Source organism: Acidimicrobiales bacterium (assembly GCA_036378675.1).
Lineage (GTDB): Bacteria > Actinomycetota > Acidimicrobiia > Acidimicrobiales > Palsa-688 > DASUWA01.
Genome location: DASUWA010000033.1, coordinates 1 through 17,997, shown reverse-complemented (window position 1 = coordinate 17,997; position 17,997 = coordinate 1). Strand labels below are relative to the sequence as shown.

At 64.6% G+C, this 17,997-nt stretch carries 17 protein-coding genes; 5 read left to right on the top strand and 12 right to left on the bottom strand.

Annotated features, from left to right (window positions below; genetic code table 11):
* Positions 1–70: 70 nt before the first annotated feature.
* Positions 71–925, bottom strand: coding sequence for an NAD(P)-dependent oxidoreductase (locus tag VFZ97_12295; GenBank protein HEX6394216.1), 855 nt, complete (start codon positions 923–925; stop codon positions 71–73).
* 35 nt (positions 926–960) lie between these two features.
* On the opposite strand from VFZ97_12295, the gene VFZ97_12290 reads away from it, so the two are divergent.
* Positions 961–2,157 (top strand): cytochrome P450, encoded by a 1,197-nt coding sequence (locus VFZ97_12290; GenBank protein HEX6394215.1) that lies wholly within the window; start codon positions 961–963, stop codon positions 2,155–2,157.
* A 6-nt stretch (positions 2,158–2,163) separates the two neighbouring features.
* Here VFZ97_12290 and VFZ97_12285 read toward each other — a convergent pair whose 3' ends face one another.
* Genes VFZ97_12285 through VFZ97_12255 form a run of 7 tightly spaced genes read right to left on the bottom strand, consistent with a single transcriptional unit; the run spans position 2,164 to position 9,026 of the window.
* The gene (locus VFZ97_12285) at positions 2,164–2,781 is read right to left on the bottom strand and encodes a hypothetical protein (GenBank protein HEX6394214.1); all 618 of its coding nucleotides are present in this window, start codon (positions 2,779–2,781) and stop codon (positions 2,164–2,166) included.
* Positions 2,782–2,794: 13 nt separating this feature from the next.
* A complete protein-coding gene (locus VFZ97_12280; protein HEX6394213.1) occupies positions 2,795–3,526 on the bottom strand; it encodes an ABC transporter ATP-binding protein in 732 nt (243 codons plus the stop codon).
* On the bottom strand, positions 3,523–4,359 hold the full coding sequence (locus VFZ97_12275; protein ID HEX6394212.1) for an ABC transporter ATP-binding protein: 837 nt from the start codon (positions 4,357–4,359) through the stop codon (positions 3,523–3,525). The genes VFZ97_12280 and VFZ97_12275 overlap by 4 nt, the downstream gene beginning before the upstream one ends.
* Positions 4,346–5,437 (bottom strand): branched-chain amino acid ABC transporter permease, encoded by a 1,092-nt coding sequence (locus tag VFZ97_12270; GenBank protein HEX6394211.1) that lies wholly within the window; start codon positions 5,435–5,437, stop codon positions 4,346–4,348. The genes VFZ97_12275 and VFZ97_12270 overlap by 14 nt, the downstream gene beginning before the upstream one ends.
* Positions 5,437–6,375 carry a branched-chain amino acid ABC transporter permease gene (locus tag VFZ97_12265; protein ID HEX6394210.1) on the bottom strand — a complete coding sequence of 313 codons (939 nt, stop codon included), beginning with the start codon at positions 6,373–6,375 and terminating at the stop codon, positions 5,437–5,439. The genes VFZ97_12270 and VFZ97_12265 overlap by 1 nt, the downstream gene beginning before the upstream one ends.
* A gap of 9 nt (positions 6,376–6,384) precedes the next feature.
* Positions 6,385–7,863 carry an ABC transporter substrate-binding protein gene (locus VFZ97_12260; GenBank protein HEX6394209.1) on the bottom strand — a complete coding sequence of 493 codons (1,479 nt, stop codon included), beginning with the start codon at positions 7,861–7,863 and terminating at the stop codon, positions 6,385–6,387.
* Positions 7,864–7,892: 29 nt separating this feature from the next.
* Positions 7,893–9,026, bottom strand: coding sequence for a DNRLRE domain-containing protein (locus VFZ97_12255; GenBank protein HEX6394208.1), 1,134 nt, complete (start codon positions 9,024–9,026; stop codon positions 7,893–7,895).
* Positions 9,027–9,119: 93 nt separating this feature from the next.
* Here VFZ97_12255 and VFZ97_12250 point away from each other — a divergent pair, with 93 nt between their 5' ends.
* The gene (locus VFZ97_12250) at positions 9,120–11,420 is read left to right on the top strand and encodes an arylsulfatase (GenBank protein HEX6394207.1); all 2,301 of its coding nucleotides are present in this window, start codon (positions 9,120–9,122) and stop codon (positions 11,418–11,420) included.
* A gap of 26 nt (positions 11,421–11,446) precedes the next feature.
* Here VFZ97_12250 and VFZ97_12245 read toward each other — a convergent pair whose 3' ends face one another.
* Positions 11,447–12,760, bottom strand: coding sequence for a D-arabinono-1,4-lactone oxidase (locus tag VFZ97_12245; GenBank protein ID HEX6394206.1), 1,314 nt, complete (start codon positions 12,758–12,760; stop codon positions 11,447–11,449).
* Positions 12,761–12,975: 215 nt separating this feature from the next.
* Between VFZ97_12245 and VFZ97_12240 the strand changes: the two genes are divergently transcribed.
* Together VFZ97_12240 and VFZ97_12235 are read left to right on the top strand one after the other, a co-directional pair.
* Positions 12,976–13,350, top strand: coding sequence for a VOC family protein (locus VFZ97_12240; GenBank protein HEX6394205.1), 375 nt, complete (start codon positions 12,976–12,978; stop codon positions 13,348–13,350).
* A gap of 157 nt (positions 13,351–13,507) precedes the next feature.
* The gene (locus VFZ97_12235) at positions 13,508–14,575 is read left to right on the top strand and encodes a class I SAM-dependent methyltransferase (GenBank protein ID HEX6394204.1); all 1,068 of its coding nucleotides are present in this window, start codon (positions 13,508–13,510) and stop codon (positions 14,573–14,575) included.
* Between the two features lie 38 nt (positions 14,576–14,613).
* Here the strand turns inward: VFZ97_12235 and VFZ97_12230 are convergent, their stop codons facing one another.
* Positions 14,614–15,492, bottom strand: a complete 879-nt coding sequence (locus VFZ97_12230; GenBank protein HEX6394203.1) for a C40 family peptidase — start codon at positions 15,490–15,492, stop codon at positions 14,614–14,616.
* 476 nt (positions 15,493–15,968) lie between these two features.
* Entirely contained in the window at positions 15,969–16,271 is a 303-nt protein-coding gene (locus tag VFZ97_12225; protein ID HEX6394202.1) for a hypothetical protein, read from the bottom strand.
* A 166-nt stretch (positions 16,272–16,437) separates the two neighbouring features.
* On the opposite strand from VFZ97_12225, the gene VFZ97_12220 reads away from it, so the two are divergent.
* Complete coding sequence (locus VFZ97_12220; GenBank protein HEX6394201.1) at positions 16,438–16,749, top strand: hypothetical protein; 312 nt, start codon at positions 16,438–16,440, stop codon at positions 16,747–16,749.
* Positions 16,750–17,063: 314 nt separating this feature from the next.
* Here VFZ97_12220 and VFZ97_12215 read toward each other — a convergent pair whose 3' ends face one another.
* Positions 17,064–17,642: a hypothetical protein gene (locus VFZ97_12215; GenBank protein ID HEX6394200.1), complete on the bottom strand. Its 579-nt coding sequence runs from the start codon at positions 17,640–17,642 to the stop codon at positions 17,064–17,066.
* Positions 17,643–17,997: the final 355 nt, after the last annotated feature.

Sequence of the window (17,997 nt, the reverse complement as noted above, 5' to 3'; positions counted from 1 at the left end):
TCGTGCATCTTTGCCATGCCGGCTTCGCGATCCGCGGAGGGTGGGCGCCGGCCCACCGCGTCAGGTTCGCTCAAGGTTCGACTCCGAAGACCGATCCGATGTTCGACTCGGCGAGCTCGGTCAGCGGGCACTCCAACTCGAGCTCCCACGCGAGATCCAGCGCGGCGTCGAGGTCCTTGTGGGCCAACGCAGCGGCCGACCGCATGGCGCCGACCAGTCGCTCATCGTCGCCCGGTCCGAAGGGCGCCACCGTGTCCCTGAACATGAGCGCCGAAGCGCCCCCGATCATGCGATCGCTCTCTTTGATCACCCGCGCGAGATTCTGAAGATCTATGCCGGCGGCTTCCGCGATCCTCTGGGCCTCGTAAGCAGCCAGCCACGATCCGTACTGCACCACGTTGCGCGCCAGCTTTGCCTTCAGCCCCGAACCCAGCGGGCCCATTCGAACCACAAGCGAGCTGAACGAATCGATGACCGGCAGGACCCGCGCTACAGCGCCATCATCGCCACCGACCATCGAGACGAACTTTCCCGCCGCTGCTGCGGACGGGCCACCGCTCACGCCGCAATCCACGACGGCCACCCCGCCGGGCCGCCCGGCTTCGGCGACGTCACGCAAGGCCGCCATGCTAACCGTCGACACGACGATCACAGTCGACCCGCGGCGCATCGTCGTTAGCGCACCCAAAGGTCCGAGGAGCACCGCTCGGACCTGATCGTCGTCGACGACCGCGACGATGACGACGTCGACCGACCGACCGAGCTCCGCCGGGTCGTCAACCACCCGGCACCTGTCCGAGAGCTTGGCCGACGCTTCCGGACGGACGTCACAGACACATACGTCGTGACCCGCCGCGGCCAGCGCGGAAGCGACGCTTCCGCCTATCTCGCCAAGGCCCACAACACCAACGGCGGCCACCCGCATCCCCCTTTGTTGATAGACAGGGGTCCACAGTAGTTATGAGCGAGCCCCTCCGATACGACCCGTACGACTACCAGATCCACGAAGACCCGTATCCGACCTACGCGCGCCTCAGGGATGAGGCACCCCTGTACCACAACGAAGAACGCGGGTTCTGGGCGATATCCCGGCACTCCGACGTTGCGGCCGGCTTCCGCAACACCGCCCAGCTGTCGAGCAGGTTCGGTGTGTCCTTGGACCCGATCGCCTACGGCCCCGATGCACACAAGAGCATGTCCTTTCTGGCCATGGATCCGCCGAAGCACACCCGAATGCGTGCGCTCGTGTCAAAAGGATTCACCCCACGTCGCGCGGCAGACCTGGAGCCCAGCATCCGGCTCCTGGCGGAACGGCATCTCGATGCAGCCCTATCGAAGTCCGGCGGCGAGTTCGACTTCGTCGCGGACTTCGCCGGCCTACTTCCGATGGAAGTGATCTCGGCGATGCTCGGCGTCCCCGAAACCGACAGGACCGAGCTCCGTCGCCTCGCCGACCTGCTCGTCCACCGCGATAAAGGCGTTACCGATGTCCCGCCGGCGGGCATCGAGGCTGCGATCAAGCTCATCACCTACTTCTCCGAGCTGATCGCCGATCGGCGGACACGACCTGCCGACGACCTGACCTCTGCGCTGACCCAGGCTGACGTCGAGGGCGACCGGTTGAGCGACGAGGAAGTCACGTCCTTCCTGCTGCTGATGGTTGTCGCCGGGAACGAGACCACGACCAAGATGCTGGCCAACGCCTGGTTCTGGGCTTCGCGGTTCCCCGACGTCAAAGCCCGGTTACTTGCCGAGCCCAGTGACGCTCCACTCTGGGTCGAGGAGACGGTGCGCTTTGACAACTCCACCCAGATGCTCGTCCGGGTAGCGACCGGGGACGTAGAACTCGCTGGCAGCTCGGTGCCGGACGGTGCACCCGTCCTGCTCCTGATCGGGTCCGCCAACCGTGACGCCGCAGCGTTTCCCGACCCTGACCTCTACGACCCGTACCGGAATACTTCGAAGCTGATCAGCTTCGGTTCGGGCCGTCATTTCTGCCTAGGAGCGCCGCTCGCTCGGTTGGAGGGCCGGATAGCTCTCGAGGCGCTCGCACGCAGGGTCTCCGATTATTGCGTCGACGAGGAAAACTCCGAAAGAGTGCATTCGATCAACGTGCGCGGATTCGCCAAGCTCCCGACGCAGGTCAAGATCGGGTGAACCGCGTCACGAACCTCGAGTCGACTCAGAGTACTGGCGTGCCGCAGCCGAGTCGTGCTGCGCACCGACCGGTTTGCAGATGCGGCATGGGGTAAGCCCGAGATCCAAAGCCGTCGCGACGTCGATGAGACGTGCCTCGGATCGGCCCTTCACGAGGCGGCAGTCGGGGCGATGGAAGGACGCGGAGCCGGCAACTACAAGGTCGTCGTCGCGCGGGCGGGAGGCGGCAGCTGCCGGGCCCGTCGCGGCCGGCGAGCGCTCTAGCACATCGAGAAGTTGTTCGAATCGCGCCGCCAGGCGAGCCTCGGACTCGCGGTAGGCGTTGGCGACGACCATCGCCGCCCCGAGGACAATGATCCCCAGACCCAGAAAGCCGCCGGACAGCAACCAGGGAAGCTGAGCTTGGACGACCGGTACGTGGTTGACCTCGCCGCCGGATCCCGCGGCGCCGTTCCAGCCGACTCCGATCACCACCAACCCGATGGCAATGACGACCAGGCCCAGGCGGCTACCGCCGCTGCCCAGCACTCGGCCCGCGGCTCCGCGGATCCCCGTCTGAGCGCGTCGCATCGCGGCGCCGGCTCTCAGCTCGTGCTCCGTTGAGGTCTGCTCATCGGTGCTCATGCGGCTCCTCCTGTCATTTGCTCCTGGCCGCCCCGGCCTCCGCGACGTCTCCGAGGTAGACCTCTTCGAGATAAGACTCGGAGGCCAATCGTTCGGGGAGCCCGTCGAAAGTCAAGGTTCCCTTCTCCATCACCAGCGCTCGGTCTGCGTATTCGAGGGCGCCCACGTTCTGCTCGACGAGCATCACCGTGGTGCCGTCCGTGTTGATCTGCTCCACCACCTGGAAGACCGTCTCGGCCATCAACGGTGACAGCCCCAGTGATGCCTCGTCGATTAGAAGCAGCCTCGGACGGGCCATCAGCGCGCGGCCTATCGCAAGCATCTGCTGCTCGCCGCCCGAAAGAGTCCCTGCGACCTGCCCGGCCCGTTCCTCCAGGCGGGGGAAGTAGGCGAAAACCTTCTCCATCGTCTCGCGCATTCGATCCCTGGATGTCCACGAACCGAGCTCGAGGTTGTCGCGAACCGTCAGTCCGGAGAAGACGTGGCGGCCTTCCATCGACAACGAGATCCCCGCCTTCACGATCTCGTCCGTGTTCATCCGGGTGACGGATCTTCCCTCGAAACGGATGTCACCCGACCACGACCGCAACAACCCGGCGATGGTGTTGACCGTGGTCGTCTTACCGGCGCCGTTCAGACCGAGCAGCACCGCCGTCGTTCCCTCTTCGATAGAGAAACTAATGCCGTGCAGGACCGGCAAGGCCCCGTACCCGACGCGAAGGTCATCCACTTCCAGCAGGCTCATGCCGACGCCTCGGTCGGATTCGGCATCTCGACGGTGTCGTCGGGGGCGGCCGTGGGCGTCTTCTTTTGCCGTGCCGAACCGCCGAGATAGGCCTCCACTACCTGCGGGTGGCGTTGGATCTCGGCCGGCACTCCTTCTGCGAGAAGGCTTCCGAAGTTGAGCACATACACGTAGTCGCAAACTGCGCTGACGAGCGGCACGTGATGCTCGATCAGCAGCATGGTGAGCCCCACTTGCTCCCGGAGTTCAAGGAGACGCCGCCCAAGATCGGCTGCTTCCTCCGGGCCCATCCCGCTCGAAGGCTCATCGAGGAGAAGAACGTCCGGGTCGGTGGAGAGGGCGCAGCCGAGTTCCAGAAGCTTCAGCTGCCCGTACGGGAGGCTCGAGACGACAGAGTCGCGGATCTCCCCGAGGCCGAGGAATTCGAGCATGGCTTCGGCCTTGAAGGTCAGTTCGCGCTCGTCCTCGGCGGCCTCCGGTGTGCCCAGAATCCCTGACAGCGCCGAGTAGCCGGCGTGGATGTGTTGGGCGGCCTTGAGGTTGTCGAGTGCGGTCGCGCTCTTGATCATCCCGACGTTCTGGAAGGTGCGCCCGAACCCGAGGGCGACGCGCTGGTGAGGACTCATTCCGGTGACGTCGCGGCCGCGGTGAATCACCTTGCCCGTATCGGGGCGGTAGAAACCGGTGATGCAGTTGAAGGCGGTCGTCTTGCCAGCGCCGTTGGGACCGATCAGCCCGACTATTTCCCACTCGTCGACGACCATCGACAGCGAGTCGAGGGCGCGGAGGCCTCCGAAGCGAATGGATAGATCCCGGACTTCAAGGACGGGCATTCACGACCTCCCGACCCTGGACGGCGGAGCGCGAACGGAACCGGAGAGGGCCACCGGTCATCCAGCGCACAATCGGGTCGATCTGCTGGGCGAGACCTTGAGGATTTATGGCGAACGTGATCAGCAGTAGCAACGCGCTGATCAGGTCAGGACCGAACTGCAGGATGTTGTTGTGCAGACTGGTCGAGAAGAGCCCTGCGAAGTCCTTGAACAGGAAAAAGTTCGCCAGGAACGTGTGCAAGACCGCGAACAAGATCGACCCGATCGCAACGCCCGCACGCGAGCCTGCGCCACCGACAACCGTCATCAGAACGAAAGTGAGCGCGAGAAGGAAGGAGAAGTCGTTTCCGTTGAACTGCTGAGTGGAGAATGCGAACAGCCCGCCGGCCACTCCAGCCACGAGCCCGGAGATGACGAACGCCAGCAGCTTGTATCCCATGACGTTCACTCCGAAGGCGGACGCCACCCTCTCGTCCTCCTTGATCGCCGCGAACGCCCGCCCGACCTTCGATGCGACCAGGCGGCTATCCAGGTACATCACCGCGACGACGACTGCGACGCAGACGAAGTAGTACCGGTCGTTGGACGAGAGAACCGAGGGCCGGTTGGCGGCTTCGCCCGCCCCTCCTCCGGTGAGGGCAGGCACCTCGAAAAGAGAACCTTGCAACGTGATGCCGACGACCAAGGTGACCAGAGCTAGGTATAGACCGCGTATCCGCAGCGCGGCGAAGCCGATGAGCAGGGCCACGGCTGCCGCCGCAACGCCACCGATCGCTACCGCAGCGGGGAACGGAGTGCCGTGCTTGGTCGACATGTAGGCGGCGAAGAGTGCCCCGGAGCCCATGAGTCCTTGATGGCCGAGAGACAGCTGACCGGTGTAGCCGAGTATGACGTTCAGTGACAGGCCGATAAGCACGTACACCGCGGCAGTGGTCGCGTACGCCGCGGTATTCGCTCCCGACAACCCGGCGATCAGAACCGCCGCCACAACCGCCGCCCAGGCGAGCGCACGCGCCGTAAAGCCCGCGGCCTTCGGCGCCAATAACGAGGGCGCAGGAGCAGCAACCCGAAAGGCCATCAGACTCCCCTGCCCAAGAGTCCGGTCGGTCGGGCGACGAGTACGATCAGCAGGATCGAAGCGAGCACGACCTGCTCTGCTCCAGGCACCGAGGTGGGAACGTACTTCTGCGCGAAGTCTCCGACGATACCCACCACCACCCCGCCCACGAAGGCTCCCGGAAGGCTGGTCATCCCCCCGATGACCGCGGCGATGAATCCGAATACGAGCGGGCCGATCTCCCCGATACCAGTCATGAAGCCCGGAGGTATCGCGCCTTTGGCAGGGGCATAAAGAACCCCGGCCACCCCTCCGACGAGCCCGGCGATCAGCCAGGTGAGCGCCGAAACCTTGCTCACGTTGATTCCGACAGCGCGCGCTGCTGAAACGTCTTGGCTCACCGCGAGGACGCTCTTGCCCCACCTGCTCCTGAAGAACCACACCCCGAGGACCGCGATGGCGAGAAGCCCGATCAAGAGGTCGATGTCCGTGAAGCCGTAGGTGAATGAGTGGGCTCCCCCAACCTTCCCGAACAGAGCGAAGTGGTGACGGGCCCCCAGCGGAGGGAACACGTGCAGGTTCTCTGTCCCGAGAATCACCGCTTCGAGGCTGATCAGGAGCAGGGCGACGCCGGCGGTGGCCACGAGCAGCACCGCCCTTGAGGCCGTGAACAGGGGTCTGATCACCAGCCGCTCGGTTATGAGTCCGGTCAGCGCTCCGGCGATGATCCCGAAGGCGAGAGCGAGACCGTAGGGCACCTTGGGGAACGGGCCCAGACCCTTGATGAAGGCGAGGGCGATGAACGCGGCGACCGACCCGAATTCGGCCTGGGCGAAGTTGAATATCTGGTTGGACTTGTAGATGAGCACCAGCCCGCACGCGACGAGCCCGTACACGCAACCGTCGCGTATCCCCGCGACTAGAGGGACGCCGACCGAACTTCCCACCGATGCGATCAACGCCCTTACCTACAGCCTTCCCGCGGTGACGTATTGGCTCTGGGCGCAGCTCAGCTGCAGCTCCCACATGCCAGTACCACCGAAATGGCCCTGCCCCGCCGCCATGTTCACGGTCGGGAACACGGTGAGCTGCTGGCCGTAGCCGGCCGAGAATCTCGACATGGCGGCGATCAGGTTGTCCCTCGTGAGGTTGGCGAAGCTCCCGACCGAGAGCATCGCGTTGTAGACCACCTGCGACACGCCGTAGATGAGGAGCTCGATGTCGCGTTCGGCCGCGGGCGCATCGGGAGCTGGGTTGCTCTGGCCGCTGAAGTCCGCCGGCTGGCGGTCCAGGCCCATGTAGGGCGACAAGAACGCGGCCTTGATGTTCGGTTGCTCTCCGCACACCGGGGTGGCCACGAGGTCCTCGCCGTTGGTGATTCCCGGTCCGACCCAGTCGGGGGTGAACAGCGATGTCGAAGCGTCACGGACCATGGCGATCCAGAAGTTCGGGTCGACGTCGAGGTACACCACCTTGGCCCCACACGACTGGATCGCGCTCGTGTAGTGGCTCACGTCGGAGTCGCTGTAGTACTTCGGCGGTCTCGTGGTCTTGGGGTCGCAGTAGCTGATCCCCTTGCTTCTAAGGACCTGGACGATCGCATTCGTCGTGTCGTCGAAGTTGGGCGTGTTCTCCGTGACGATTGCCCACTTTTGGTTGACGTCAGCTCCGTAGAGCTGGCTCGCCATCGCAAAGACGTTGGCGGACTGTGCCGCGTAGCTCTGGCTGAGCGCGAAGTAGTACGGCAATCCGTTCAGTCCGTTGGTCGTGACGCCCGCCGAGAAGTAGGGCGTATGGGTGCTTGCAAGGACCGGGTCGGTTCCGCACGCTTGGATCTGATCGGTGCCCGCCCCGCCTATGACGAACAGGTCCTGGCGGGACATCGACTCGCACACCTGCCGAGCCACCGACGGGTTGTACTGGTCGTCGGCGAACTGCATGACTACCTGGTGCCCGAAGACCGTGTGGTTCTCCCAGAACAGCTTCACGCCGGTGGCGAACGCCTGCAGGGGAATGGGCGCAGCCCCCGTCTCGGGCGCGTGAAGCCCCAAGTAGATCACCCCGTTGCGGATGCCAATCGTCTCGAAGGCCGCCTGGCCCGCTGCCGCTCCTCCGCCGGCCGCGCCGCCGCCGGTGCCTCCTGCCGTGGCGGCCCCGCCACCACTCGCTCCTGCCGCGCCCGACCCGCCGGCCGCGGTGCCGCCGCCCGCAGCTGAACTTCCGTTCGCAGCTGCGGCCCCGCTAGCCGATGCCGAACCGGCAGCCGTTCCGCCTCCCGAGGAGGATCCCCCGCCGGGGCCGATCGACGATGCACCGGCCCCCCCGCCAGCGGTAAGGGAGCGGCTCAGGTCGCCGGCGGACCCTGAGGCCAGCCCGCACGAGGTGCACAGCAGGCCGAGCGCTGCCACCCCTGCGATTACGTTCCGGCGGCGCGGCCGCTCAAACATGTTGGTCATTGTCTCCAGGTCTCCTGACTTCAAGGCCCGCCATCCGCCTGTGCCGGGCCGTCTTCTTGCCGGGCGGCGAGGTGCGACAGCAACTTTCCGACGCCCCGCTCGGTGGTCGCGAGCGACATCTCGGGAGGCCGCCGAAGCTCCAGCATGCACACGCCGACCAGCGCAGCCAGGAGGGCGGCCACTATCCAGAAACCCGCGGGCGGCGTGCTTGTCGCGGTGTGGTGTGAGGCCGCCGCGGACTTGACCCGCTGCGGAGTCGTCGCGGAAGGAAGAGTTGATGCGACCGGCGGCGTTGCAGTCGCCGGCGGTGTGCCCCCGGTTCCCGTGGCGGGGAGTATCGGGGAGGCCGGCACCGATGGAGCTGCAACCCCCGAAGGACCCTCCGGCGACGGGCCGTTCACCACGGCAGGGGTTTCATTCCCGATGGAACTCCCGCCAAGTCCCGAGGGCGGCGGGGAGTAATCGACGGTGGCTTGGATCTTCTCTACCGCCGAGGACGGCCCGAACACGACTTGATAAGCGGTCGAAGTGTTCGACGGATCATCGGTGATGGCGACGCCGAAGTTCTGACCGTTGGCGACCCAGGCGGACGCGATTGAAGCGATGTCGACCGTATACGTCTTGCCTCCGTCACCACTCGATACTTTCGGCGCGCCTGGATCGCAGTGATCGGCCGGCTTCTGACCGTAGGGCTGGGGACCCGGAGCCGCTGGCCAAGGTTGCTGCGGCGAACAGGCGACGATGGGAGGAACGGTGCCGGCCGGCACCAGGCTTTGGGCGGAGGGGTCCACAGGAAGCGAGATCTTGAACGACGAGATCGTCGAACCCTGAGGAATCGAGCTCACGTCGAACTCCAAGTAGGTTTCCGCCGGCGCCTGACCCTGCACTTCGGGTCCGCCGACGGCCAGATCACCGGAGGGGACGGCGGGGTCCGGGACGGTTTGAGGAAGACTGACCCCGCCCGGGGGTGACGCTTCACCCTGCCAGAACCACGTCGATTGGACGAGCGACACGGTCGGCGCGGACTGAGACTGTGCCCCCGGGGAGAGAACCGTGACCCATAGCGCGAACGCGAATCCCAAGGTTCCGGTCCCCGCCAGGATCGTCTTCACCTTCAGCAAGTACCGGCCTCTCAACAACTCTTCGAGCGCCAAGACTCTATAGCTGTTTGACGGATTTGTCCCATCCGGGGCATTCCGACCCGTTTGATGTCGCGGTCGGCCGAACCGGGTGGACATACTCGTGCGATGAGCGAACCTGGATTCGGCGGATTGATCGGGCGTACCTGGCGGCAATCGAAGCCGTGGTGGCCGCCTGAACCCGAGCTGCCCGCGGGGGCGCCCAACGTGGTCATCATCGTGCTCGATGACGTCGGTTTCGCGCAGCTGGGGTGTTACGGCTCCGACATCGACACTCCCGTGTTGGATTCGCTGGCCGCGACGGGGTTGAGGTTCTCGAGCTTCCACACCACCTCGCTGTGCTCTCCGACGCGGGCTTGCTTGTTAACCGGCAGGAACCATCACTCGAACGGGATGGGACGTATAGCCGAGCTGTCGACCGGCTTCCCGGGATACTGGGGGCGCATCCCGAGGTCGAACGGCCTGCTCTCCGAGATGCTCGCCTGGCACGGCTACGCGCCCGTGGCTGTCGGCAAGTGGCACCTCACTCCTGACAGGGAAACCCACCAAGCCGCTCCTCGCGACACCTGGCCGTGCGCGCGCGGGTTCCAGCGGTGGTATGGATTTCACGGGGGCGAGACCCACCAGTTCGTTCCCTCGCTGTTCCAGGACAACCACGCGGTGGAACCGCCGAGGTCGATTGCTGACGGCTACCACCTCACCGAGGACTTGGCCGACCGGGCGATCCGTTACCTGGGGGAGATCCGATCCGCAGCCCCCGACGTTCCCTTTTTCCTTTACTTCGCGACCGGGGCGTGCCACTCGCCGCATCAGGCGCCGAGGCCGTGGATCGACCGGTATGCGGGCAGCTTCGACTCGGGATGGGACCAGTGGCGTGAACGTACCTTCAAACGCCAGATCGAGCTCGGCCTCTTCGATGCGTCCGTGCCGATGTCGCGGCGCCCTCACTGGGTGCCGGCATGGGACTCGCTCGGCGACGACGATCGGCGGGTCGCTGCCCGGTTCATGGAGTGCTTCGCGGGGTTTCTTTCGCACGCGGACGCGCAGATCGGTCGCGTGCTCGAGTTCGTGCGGACGCTCGGCGAGTGGGACAACACCCTCGTCATAGTTGTCTCGGACAACGGAGCGAGCGCCGAGGGCGGCGCGCTCGGCTCGATCAACGATGTCAGGACTTGGAACGCCGCCCCGGCTGGGCCCGAGGAGTTACGCGCCCGAATCGACGAGCTCGGTGGTCCCACCGCGCACAACAACTACCCGTGGGGATGGACCATGGCCGGCAACACACCGTTCAAGCGCTGGAAGCGGGAAGTCCATCAGGGAGGTATAGCCGATCCGTGCATCGTTTCCTGGCCCGCTCGCTTGCCGTCGGACGGCAGCATCCGCCGGCAGTTCGCCCATGCGATCGACATCGCACCGACGGTCCTCGACCTCATCGGGATCGACGCGCCTCCGGAGATATCTGGCATCGCGCAGTCGCCTATCGAAGGTGTGAGCCTCGTTCCGGTGCTGGACGACCCGTCGTCTGATGGGGTTCACGCGACTCAGTACTTCGAGATGTTCGGCAGCCGGGGCATCTACCACCGAGGTTGGAAGGCGGTGACGTTTCATCCGTTCGTCGATCTATACGGAGAGGGACTCGACCCGGACGCGTCGTTCGACGAGGACCAGTGGGAGCTTTTCAACATCGTCGACGATCCCGCAGAGACCCGCGACCTGGCCGAGGCCGAGCCTGATCGTCTTGCTGAGATGGTCGACATTTGGTGGCAGGAAGCCGAGAGGCACAAGGTGCTCCCGCTCGACAACAGGTTGCTCGATGCATTGGTCGATCCCCGGCACCAACCGCCGGATCGCCAGCGACAGTTGATATGGCCCGACGGAGCGATCGTCCCGGAGCTACAGGTGGTCAACATGCGCAACCGGGCCCACGTATTGACCGTGCACGTCACCGTTCCGGATGGTGGGGCCGAGGGCGTGATGCTCGCGATGGGGACAGCATTGGGCGGGTGGAGCCTCCATCTGCTCGAAGGCCGCCCCCGTTATGTCAACAACTTCCTCGGCGCCGAGCGGCACGTGATCGAGTCCAGCGCGGTGCTACGCGAGGGCCGGCACGCGTTGTCGTTCGAATTCGAGCCGCTGGAATCCAGCTCGTTTCACTGTGGCGGGCACGGACGCCTGTCGGTCGACGGAGTTCGCGTCGCCGAAGGGCGCATCGAACGAACCGCCTTCTCGCGTTACAGCATCACTGGCGGCGGGCTGACCTGCGGGTGGGAGCAGGGGCCGGCGATCGGAGACGGTTACGAGGCGCCCTTCCGTTTCACCGGCGAGCTGCACCACGCGGAGATAACCGTTGACGGTCAGGTCTCACGCGATCCGAAAGCCGAGTTCAACGCGATCATGTCGGAGCAGTGATCGCCTCCAGTCACTCGCCTTTCATGTCACCGGTCCGGCGGCGCTCCGAGCACCCCGTTGAGGTAGTCGTTGGTGAACACGCCCCGCGGGTCGACTGAGTCTCTCAGCGCCACGAACTCGTCGAACCGCGGGTACCGGCAGCGGAGAACTTCGGCGTCCATTTCATGGAGCTTTCCCCAGTGGGGGCGGGGTTCGAACTCGTCCAGCGCGGACGCGACCAGACCGAAGTACGCGGTGTAGTCCTCCCCGGCGGGAAGGTGGAACGCCAGGTAGGCCGACTCGCGTGCGGAGGCGGTCGACAACGGGATGTCGTCGGCCGCAGCCACCCGCAGCTCGACCGGGAACGAGATGTCCATTCCGCTGGCTTCGATCGCCTTGACGACAGTTTGAATTGATTCGACTGCGCTCGCCCTCGGTACGGCAAGCTCCATCTCGCAGAATCGAACCCGGCGTGGTGAGGTGAACACTTTGTAGGACAGATCGGTGAACACCCTTGTCCCCAGTGCCTTCGAGGCGATCCGGTTGAGCGGCCGGATTAGAGACTTGCGTCGCTTGCCGAGCGCGATCGTCCAGCCGAAGACGGTGTTGGAGAGGAACTCGTCGTCGAGCCATTCCTTCCACCCGGACAGTGGGTCGAGACCTTGATGGAGCGGCCTGCGCGTGTTGCGCTTGGTAAGGGTCGAGCTGGTGTGCGGAAACCAGTACGCCTCGAAGTGGTCGTACTCCTCGGTCAGCTCATCGAACCGTCCGAGCAGCTCGTCGAGCGGCATCGGGCCTTCTTCGGCTGTGATGGCGAACAGGGGGACCGTCCTCAACGTGACCGCGGTGATCACTCCGAGGGCTCCCAGACCGACGCGGGCGGCAGACCAGAGCTCGGGGCGCTCGTCGGGCGAGCACGTGACCACAGAACCGTCCGCCAGAATCATCTCGAGGCCGACGATCTGCGTGGCGATGCCGCCGAAATCCCTGCCTGTTCCGTGCGTTCCAGTCGACACTGCGCCGGAGATGCTCTGCACTTCGATGTCGCCGAGGTTGGTCATGGCGAGACCCTCGCCGGCGAGCAGCTCGTTCAGCCGGTGGAGCCTGGTTCCGGCCTCGACGGTGACGGTCCCGGTGTCGCGGTCGACATGGCGGAGGCCGGTGATGTTGTCGAGGAGCAGCTGCACATCCTTGGGCTTGCCGATCCCGGAAAAAGAGTGGCCGGCGCCGATGGGTTTCACCTTCTGACCCCGTTCGGCGGCTTCCCGCACGGCCTTGGCGACTTCCTCGGTGTCCCGCGGCTCAATGACGGTCACGCCGTCGGCGCGCTGGTTGCCGGCCCAGTTGGACCAACTCGTCATACTCGCCGACCCTAGCCCTGATCCCGACTCAGGTCGTCGGAGGCCCCTACCATCTGCCCTGCCAGGGTGGTGACAGCTCGCCTGTTCTGTACTGGATCACACTGGAGGGCTACGTCGGGGTTGTGGGTGTCAGACTCTCGCTATGGGACGAGAGGGACCTTTGACCACGTGAGCTGAGGGCCCGGCTTCGAACCGCCTTGTGCTCGAATCTCTTCATGGATCTCAATCAGGTGACGATCGGATCGACCGACCTCGAGCGAGCTCAGAAGTTCTACCTGACGCTCGGGCTGCGTCTGATTGTCCGCAACGACCGGTACTTGCGCTTCGAGTGCCCTGACGGGGACTCGACCTTCTCAGTGGAGTTGAGTGCATCTCCTCCCCCAGGTAGCAGCGTGACCATCTATTTCGAGTCGGCTGACCTTGACGCGTTGTGTGAGCGACTCCGGACGCAGGGAGTGACCTTTGACCAGGAGCCGACTGACATGCCTTGGCTGTGGAGAGAGGCGCGTTTACGCGATCCAGACGGTCACCAGTTGTGCCTTTTCCGTGGCGGCCAAAACCGAAAGAACCCGCCTTGGAGAATCAACTGATGTCGCCATTTTGCATTCGGGGCCAGGATCGTAGAGCGCCCGGATCGCGCGGAGTATGTGCCTGGTAGTCGATCGTCCAGAATTTGGCCACGGTGATCCGAAAGCGAGATTGGCTAGACCCCAAAGGGTAGGACCGGCTCCACTAAAGGGAGGGATGATGCCTGGAAGCATCGATGAGGCGAAGCTGGGCGAGTTCATGGGCCGAATGGCCGGATTCATGACCGGCGGAGCGCTGTGCTTCGGCGTATGGCTCGGAGACGAGTTGGGCTTCTACCGAGCGCTGGCGGACGGAGTTCCGCGAACCGCGGATTCTCTGGCCGCCGCCACAAATTGTCACCCGCGTCTGGTCCGAGAATGGGCCGACGGTCAGGCCGCCGCCGGATTACTCGAGCTGGACCCTTCGAACAGCACTTACTCGCTTTCACCTGAGGGAATCGCCGCGTTGGCGGACGACTCCTCGCCTGTCTTTGTGGCGCGAGGAATGAACGCCTTCTTGTCGATATCAATCGACCACGCCAAGATCGCCGACGCCTTCCGCAGCAACGGGGCCATGGCCTGGGGTGACCATCACCCTTGCCTATTCTCGGGCACCGAATGGTTCTTCCGCACCGGTTATCGCGCCTACTTGCCGACTGATTGGATACCAGCGCTGGATGGGGTTGATGCCAAACTGAAAGCCGGTGCGTCTGTCGCCGACATTGGCTGCGGCCACGGTGCATCCGCGGTGGTTATGGCGAAGGCCTACCCGAACTCGACGATTTCTGGCTTCGACTATCACCCCTCGTCGATAGACACCGCCCGCAAACGCGCGGCGGAGGCCGGTGTGGCCGAGCGGACCAGCTTTGAGGTGGCTGACGCCAAGGGCTACCCAGGAAACTTCGATCTGGTCTGCTTCTTCGATTGCCTGCACGACATGGGCGATCCCATCGGCATAGCCAGCTACGCCCGCGAGCACCTCAACGCTGACGGGACCGTGCTACTAGTCGAACCCTTCGCTCTCGACGACAAGCCGACGAACATTGCGGACAATCCCATGTCCGCACTGTTCTACACGGTGTCATCCGCGATCTGCACCCCTAACTCACTTTCCCAAGATGTCGGGCTCGGTCTCGGTGCCCAAGCCGGCGAAGCACGCTTGCGTCAGGTCTTTAAAGACGCCGGGTTCAGCCAATTCCGCCGGGCTGCCGAGACTCCGATGAATCTCATCCTTGAAGCCAGGGTCTGAGGAGTACCACGTTCAAATCATCTACATCTGGCCTGCGGCTATGGCCGGCGGCCGTTGGGCATCAGGTCGGACTCGCCCCATTGGTCGAGCGAGTTCAACTGGACGTGGGTGCCGGTGGACTCGACGATCTGGCCCCCTCCGACGAACAGGGCGGCGTGGTATACGGAGGTCCAATCGGATTGGCTGGATCCCCAGAAGACCAGGTCGCCGGCCTGGAGGTCGGACAGCGCGACTGGCACACCGGCGGTGTGGTATTGGTCGTTCGCCACTCGGGCGAACCCGATTCCGGCGCCGTGCTCCCACGAGGCGAGCGTTAAGCCGCTGCAGTCGTAACCTACGGGGCCGTTTCCGCCCCAGATGTAAGGCTTGCCAAGCTGGGCAAACGCGAAGAGCACTGCCTTGTCGCCCGGCGTCACCTGGCGAAACATCAGCGCCTGGGTCGGCGGACTGCCCGAGGCTTCGCCGAAGGCCCTAGCGGTCCCGTTCTGGTCGAACAACCAGTAGCCGGCATTGTCCGGAGACGGGACGAGCTTCTCGGCCGGGTCCGGCGTCGGGCTTGATCCCGCCGAGCCGTAGAAGGGGGCGTCGCCGAAGGTGAAGATGCCGCCGTCGGAGGCGACGAGCCAGTACCCCTTGCCGTCGGGTGTGGGCGCCATGTTGACGATCGGCTTGTTGAGATGGATGTTGCCGGTGGAGCCGTAGAAGGGGGCGTCGCCGAAGGTGAAGATGCCGCCGTCGGAGGCGACGAGCCAGTACCCCCTGCCGTCGGGTGTGGGCGCCATGTCTACGATCGGCCGGTTGAGGTGGACGCCGTCGAGCGATCCGTAGGCAGCCGCCGTTCCGAACGCCCACACCCCGCCCGTCGGGGAGACCAGCCAGAAGTTCGTCTGCGGGTCGACGCTGGACGCCAGCGACACTGGTCCAACCGAGCGCGACCGCGCAGACGCGAAAGGGAGCGCGACGAGTGCGACGGTCAGAATGACGCGCACGGCCGCCCGGAGCCGCCTGATATCCACGGACCTTGTGTCGGCCGCCCCGGCCCGCTAGTTGAGCGGCACAATGCCACGAACGAGCCCTAATCAGAGGCCGGCAGCGTACGCTGACCCACGTGGAGATTGACGCGGCGCCGATGCGTTCAGACGCGGCCCCCTGGCTGGTGGTGTGGGGTCAGCCCGGGCGTTCCGATTGGAAGGTCGAACGCGTGACGGCTTTTGACGACGAGGAGGCGCTGGTCCGCGCACGGGAACTCCACTGTGAGTTGGGGCGACCCACAGCGGCGTTTCTGGCACGCCCGGTCTTTGGGCCATGGCTAACCCGTGAAGGTTCCGCCAGGGCCTAGGTGACGCGTCTCCTCGCCGGTTCCAACGCCGTCTTCTTCCGGCGCGTGCCTTGACTACTCGGAAGGCGGCGGCTCCCGTCGAGACTCTTCGAGGATTGCCCGGAACGTGGGGCGGTAGAGGGTTACCAGAAGGATGCCGACAACGATCAGCAGGACCTCGTCGATCCCGAAGTCGGGGACCGGGACGGCCTTGATGACCAGCGCCACTCCCAGCACCCACCGGAGCGGGCGTGGCAGCCGATCGTCGGTGGCGCACGCCTTTGCGACCCTGACCAGGTAGAGGAGCTGCTTTCGGAACGTGAGCGCTATCACAAACGTCGCGCCGGACGCCGTCAGTACCCAACCCCACCATGGCACGCCGCAAAAGTAGACCCTGCCGTGACGGCGACGGCGACGGGCTCCGGCGAGCGGATCGCCTAGTTGGGCCGATTTCGTACCTCGGGATGGCGAAACCAAGTAACGGCAATCCCTTTGCCGCCTTCGCCCGTACAAATAGGGCAAAGTCCACAAAGGAGGGACCGGAGTGAAACGACTTCTCGCAGGATTTGTTCTCGGCGGCATTGCATCAGTCGCGCCTCTGGCGGTCGGGGTCGCATCAGCGACTCCGAGCCCGAACGGACCCGGCCAGCCCGGCTCGGTCGGTGTGGTGACATGCTCGGTGTATACGACGAAGAACGGCAACGCGGTGAACGCGAATGGCTCGCCGTTCAACCCGGTCGGCAACGCCGGCAATCACTACGCCGGTAACCCAGGCACTCCGTCGACGCTCAACTCAAACAGCCCGCACGCGGTGTCCGAGTACGACATCGCCTGCTTCCAGAACACGACCCACTAGCTCGCGGTCCGGCTCGAGCCCGGGCACGGTATGCGTTGCCCGGGCTCTCCTCTGAACAATCGGTCTCGGAAGTTGACGCGGCAATGTATTGAGACAAGCGGATGTTCTGCGGGAGATCGCGGACGGGGTCTACCGAACTCCTCGCAGCGACTGAAACCCATGACGGCAGACAGGCCGTCCGGATACCGAACGCCGGCTGCGAGCGCCCTGGTTGGCGCGATCCATAATCAGATGCGCTCACGTTTTCGTGGCGCGACCGCTTGGAGCGGACCATCGATCGAACTTCTTCTATGAGACGAGGCCGAACTCAGAGGTCAGCAAGTCCAGGTACCCTTCAGGTGAATCATGCCTGCGCTTCCGCCGTCGAGTTCCGCATCGATAGTGCCCGAGGTGGTGCCATTCGCGCTCGCGGTTCCCGAACCCAGAGCCGACGAGGCCCCGTACCGGTTCGCGTAGTCCCCCTTGATCACAACACTGGCTTCGCCCTGCGAATGCGAGTCACCAAATGCGATTGATGGTTGGCCGCCAACGAACATGAGATCGCCGGAGATCTGGCCCGTCCCGTTCACAGTCCCGCCCCAGGTAAGTTGCACGCCTTGCTTGGCTCCGGTCGTGATCGGGGTGCATCGCAGAGAGCCGCTATGAACCGGGCCAGTAACGGTTTGGCCCTTGTACGTACCGTCGACCGTGAAGTTCACGCCAGTGTTTCCCCCGGCTACGAGTGTTGTCTCTGAAGCTGTCGATGTGGTTGTGCTCGTCGTGGTGGTCGAGCGAGTGGTTGAGGTAGCTGTCGATACGGTTCCTTTTGAGGTTTTGGCGGAACTGCCGCAGCCACCCACGATCACAGAGAGCGCGACCATACCGGCACCCAACGCACGAGTACGGGCTGTCATGACGAACCCCCTCGGTCCAAAGCCCGACTCAATGTAACACCTGGCCAAATCGCTCCGGTTCTAAAACAAACCTAAGTTCATTTCCCTTCCGCAGATGAGCCGATTGGTCCACAGCTAATCCTGATACTTCTCCCGCTCGACCCGTCGCGACCATCATTTCTCGTCATGAACCGACATGCCGCGGACGGGCGACGCCGAGCACGGATCACCCGTATAACAATCCATGTGTGAGGCTCTGGCGTTTGTCGGGCACAGGCCAGCGTGAACGGCGGAGGGGCTGCCGCCATGAAAAGGTTGGGAGTGAGCGGGGGAAGCTGGTGTCGTCGTGGGCGTTTGGGGGCGGCATCCCCTTCGC

Coding starts and splice junctions, on each gene's coding strand:
- VFZ97_12240 (HEX6394205.1), top strand. CDS start 12,976: ATGGATCTCAATCAGGTGACGATCGGATCGACCGACCTCGAGCGAGCT.
- VFZ97_12215 (HEX6394200.1), bottom strand. CDS start 17,642: ATGACAGCCCGTACTCGTGCGTTGGGTGCCGGTATGGTCGCGCTCTCT.
- VFZ97_12235 (HEX6394204.1), top strand. CDS start 13,508: ATGCCTGGAAGCATCGATGAGGCGAAGCTGGGCGAGTTCATGGGCCGA.
- VFZ97_12250 (HEX6394207.1), top strand. CDS start 9,120: ATGAGCGAACCTGGATTCGGCGGATTGATCGGGCGTACCTGGCGGCAA.
- VFZ97_12270 (HEX6394211.1), bottom strand. CDS start 5,437: ATGGCCTTTCGGGTTGCTGCTCCTGCGCCCTCGTTATTGGCGCCGAAG.
- VFZ97_12260 (HEX6394209.1), bottom strand. CDS start 7,863: ATGTTTGAGCGGCCGCGCCGCCGGAACGTAATCGCAGGGGTGGCAGCG.
- VFZ97_12245 (HEX6394206.1), bottom strand. CDS start 12,760: ATGACGAGTTGGTCCAACTGGGCCGGCAACCAGCGCGCCGACGGCGTG.
- VFZ97_12295 (HEX6394216.1), bottom strand. CDS start 925: ATGCGGGTGGCCGCCGTTGGTGTTGTGGGCCTTGGCGAGATAGGCGGA.
- VFZ97_12285 (HEX6394214.1), bottom strand. CDS start 2,781: ATGAGCACCGATGAGCAGACCTCAACGGAGCACGAGCTGAGAGCCGGC.
- VFZ97_12290 (HEX6394215.1), top strand. CDS start 961: ATGAGCGAGCCCCTCCGATACGACCCGTACGACTACCAGATCCACGAA.
- VFZ97_12275 (HEX6394212.1), bottom strand. CDS start 4,359: ATGCCCGTCCTTGAAGTCCGGGATCTATCCATTCGCTTCGGAGGCCTC.
- VFZ97_12280 (HEX6394213.1), bottom strand. CDS start 3,526: ATGAGCCTGCTGGAAGTGGATGACCTTCGCGTCGGGTACGGGGCCTTG.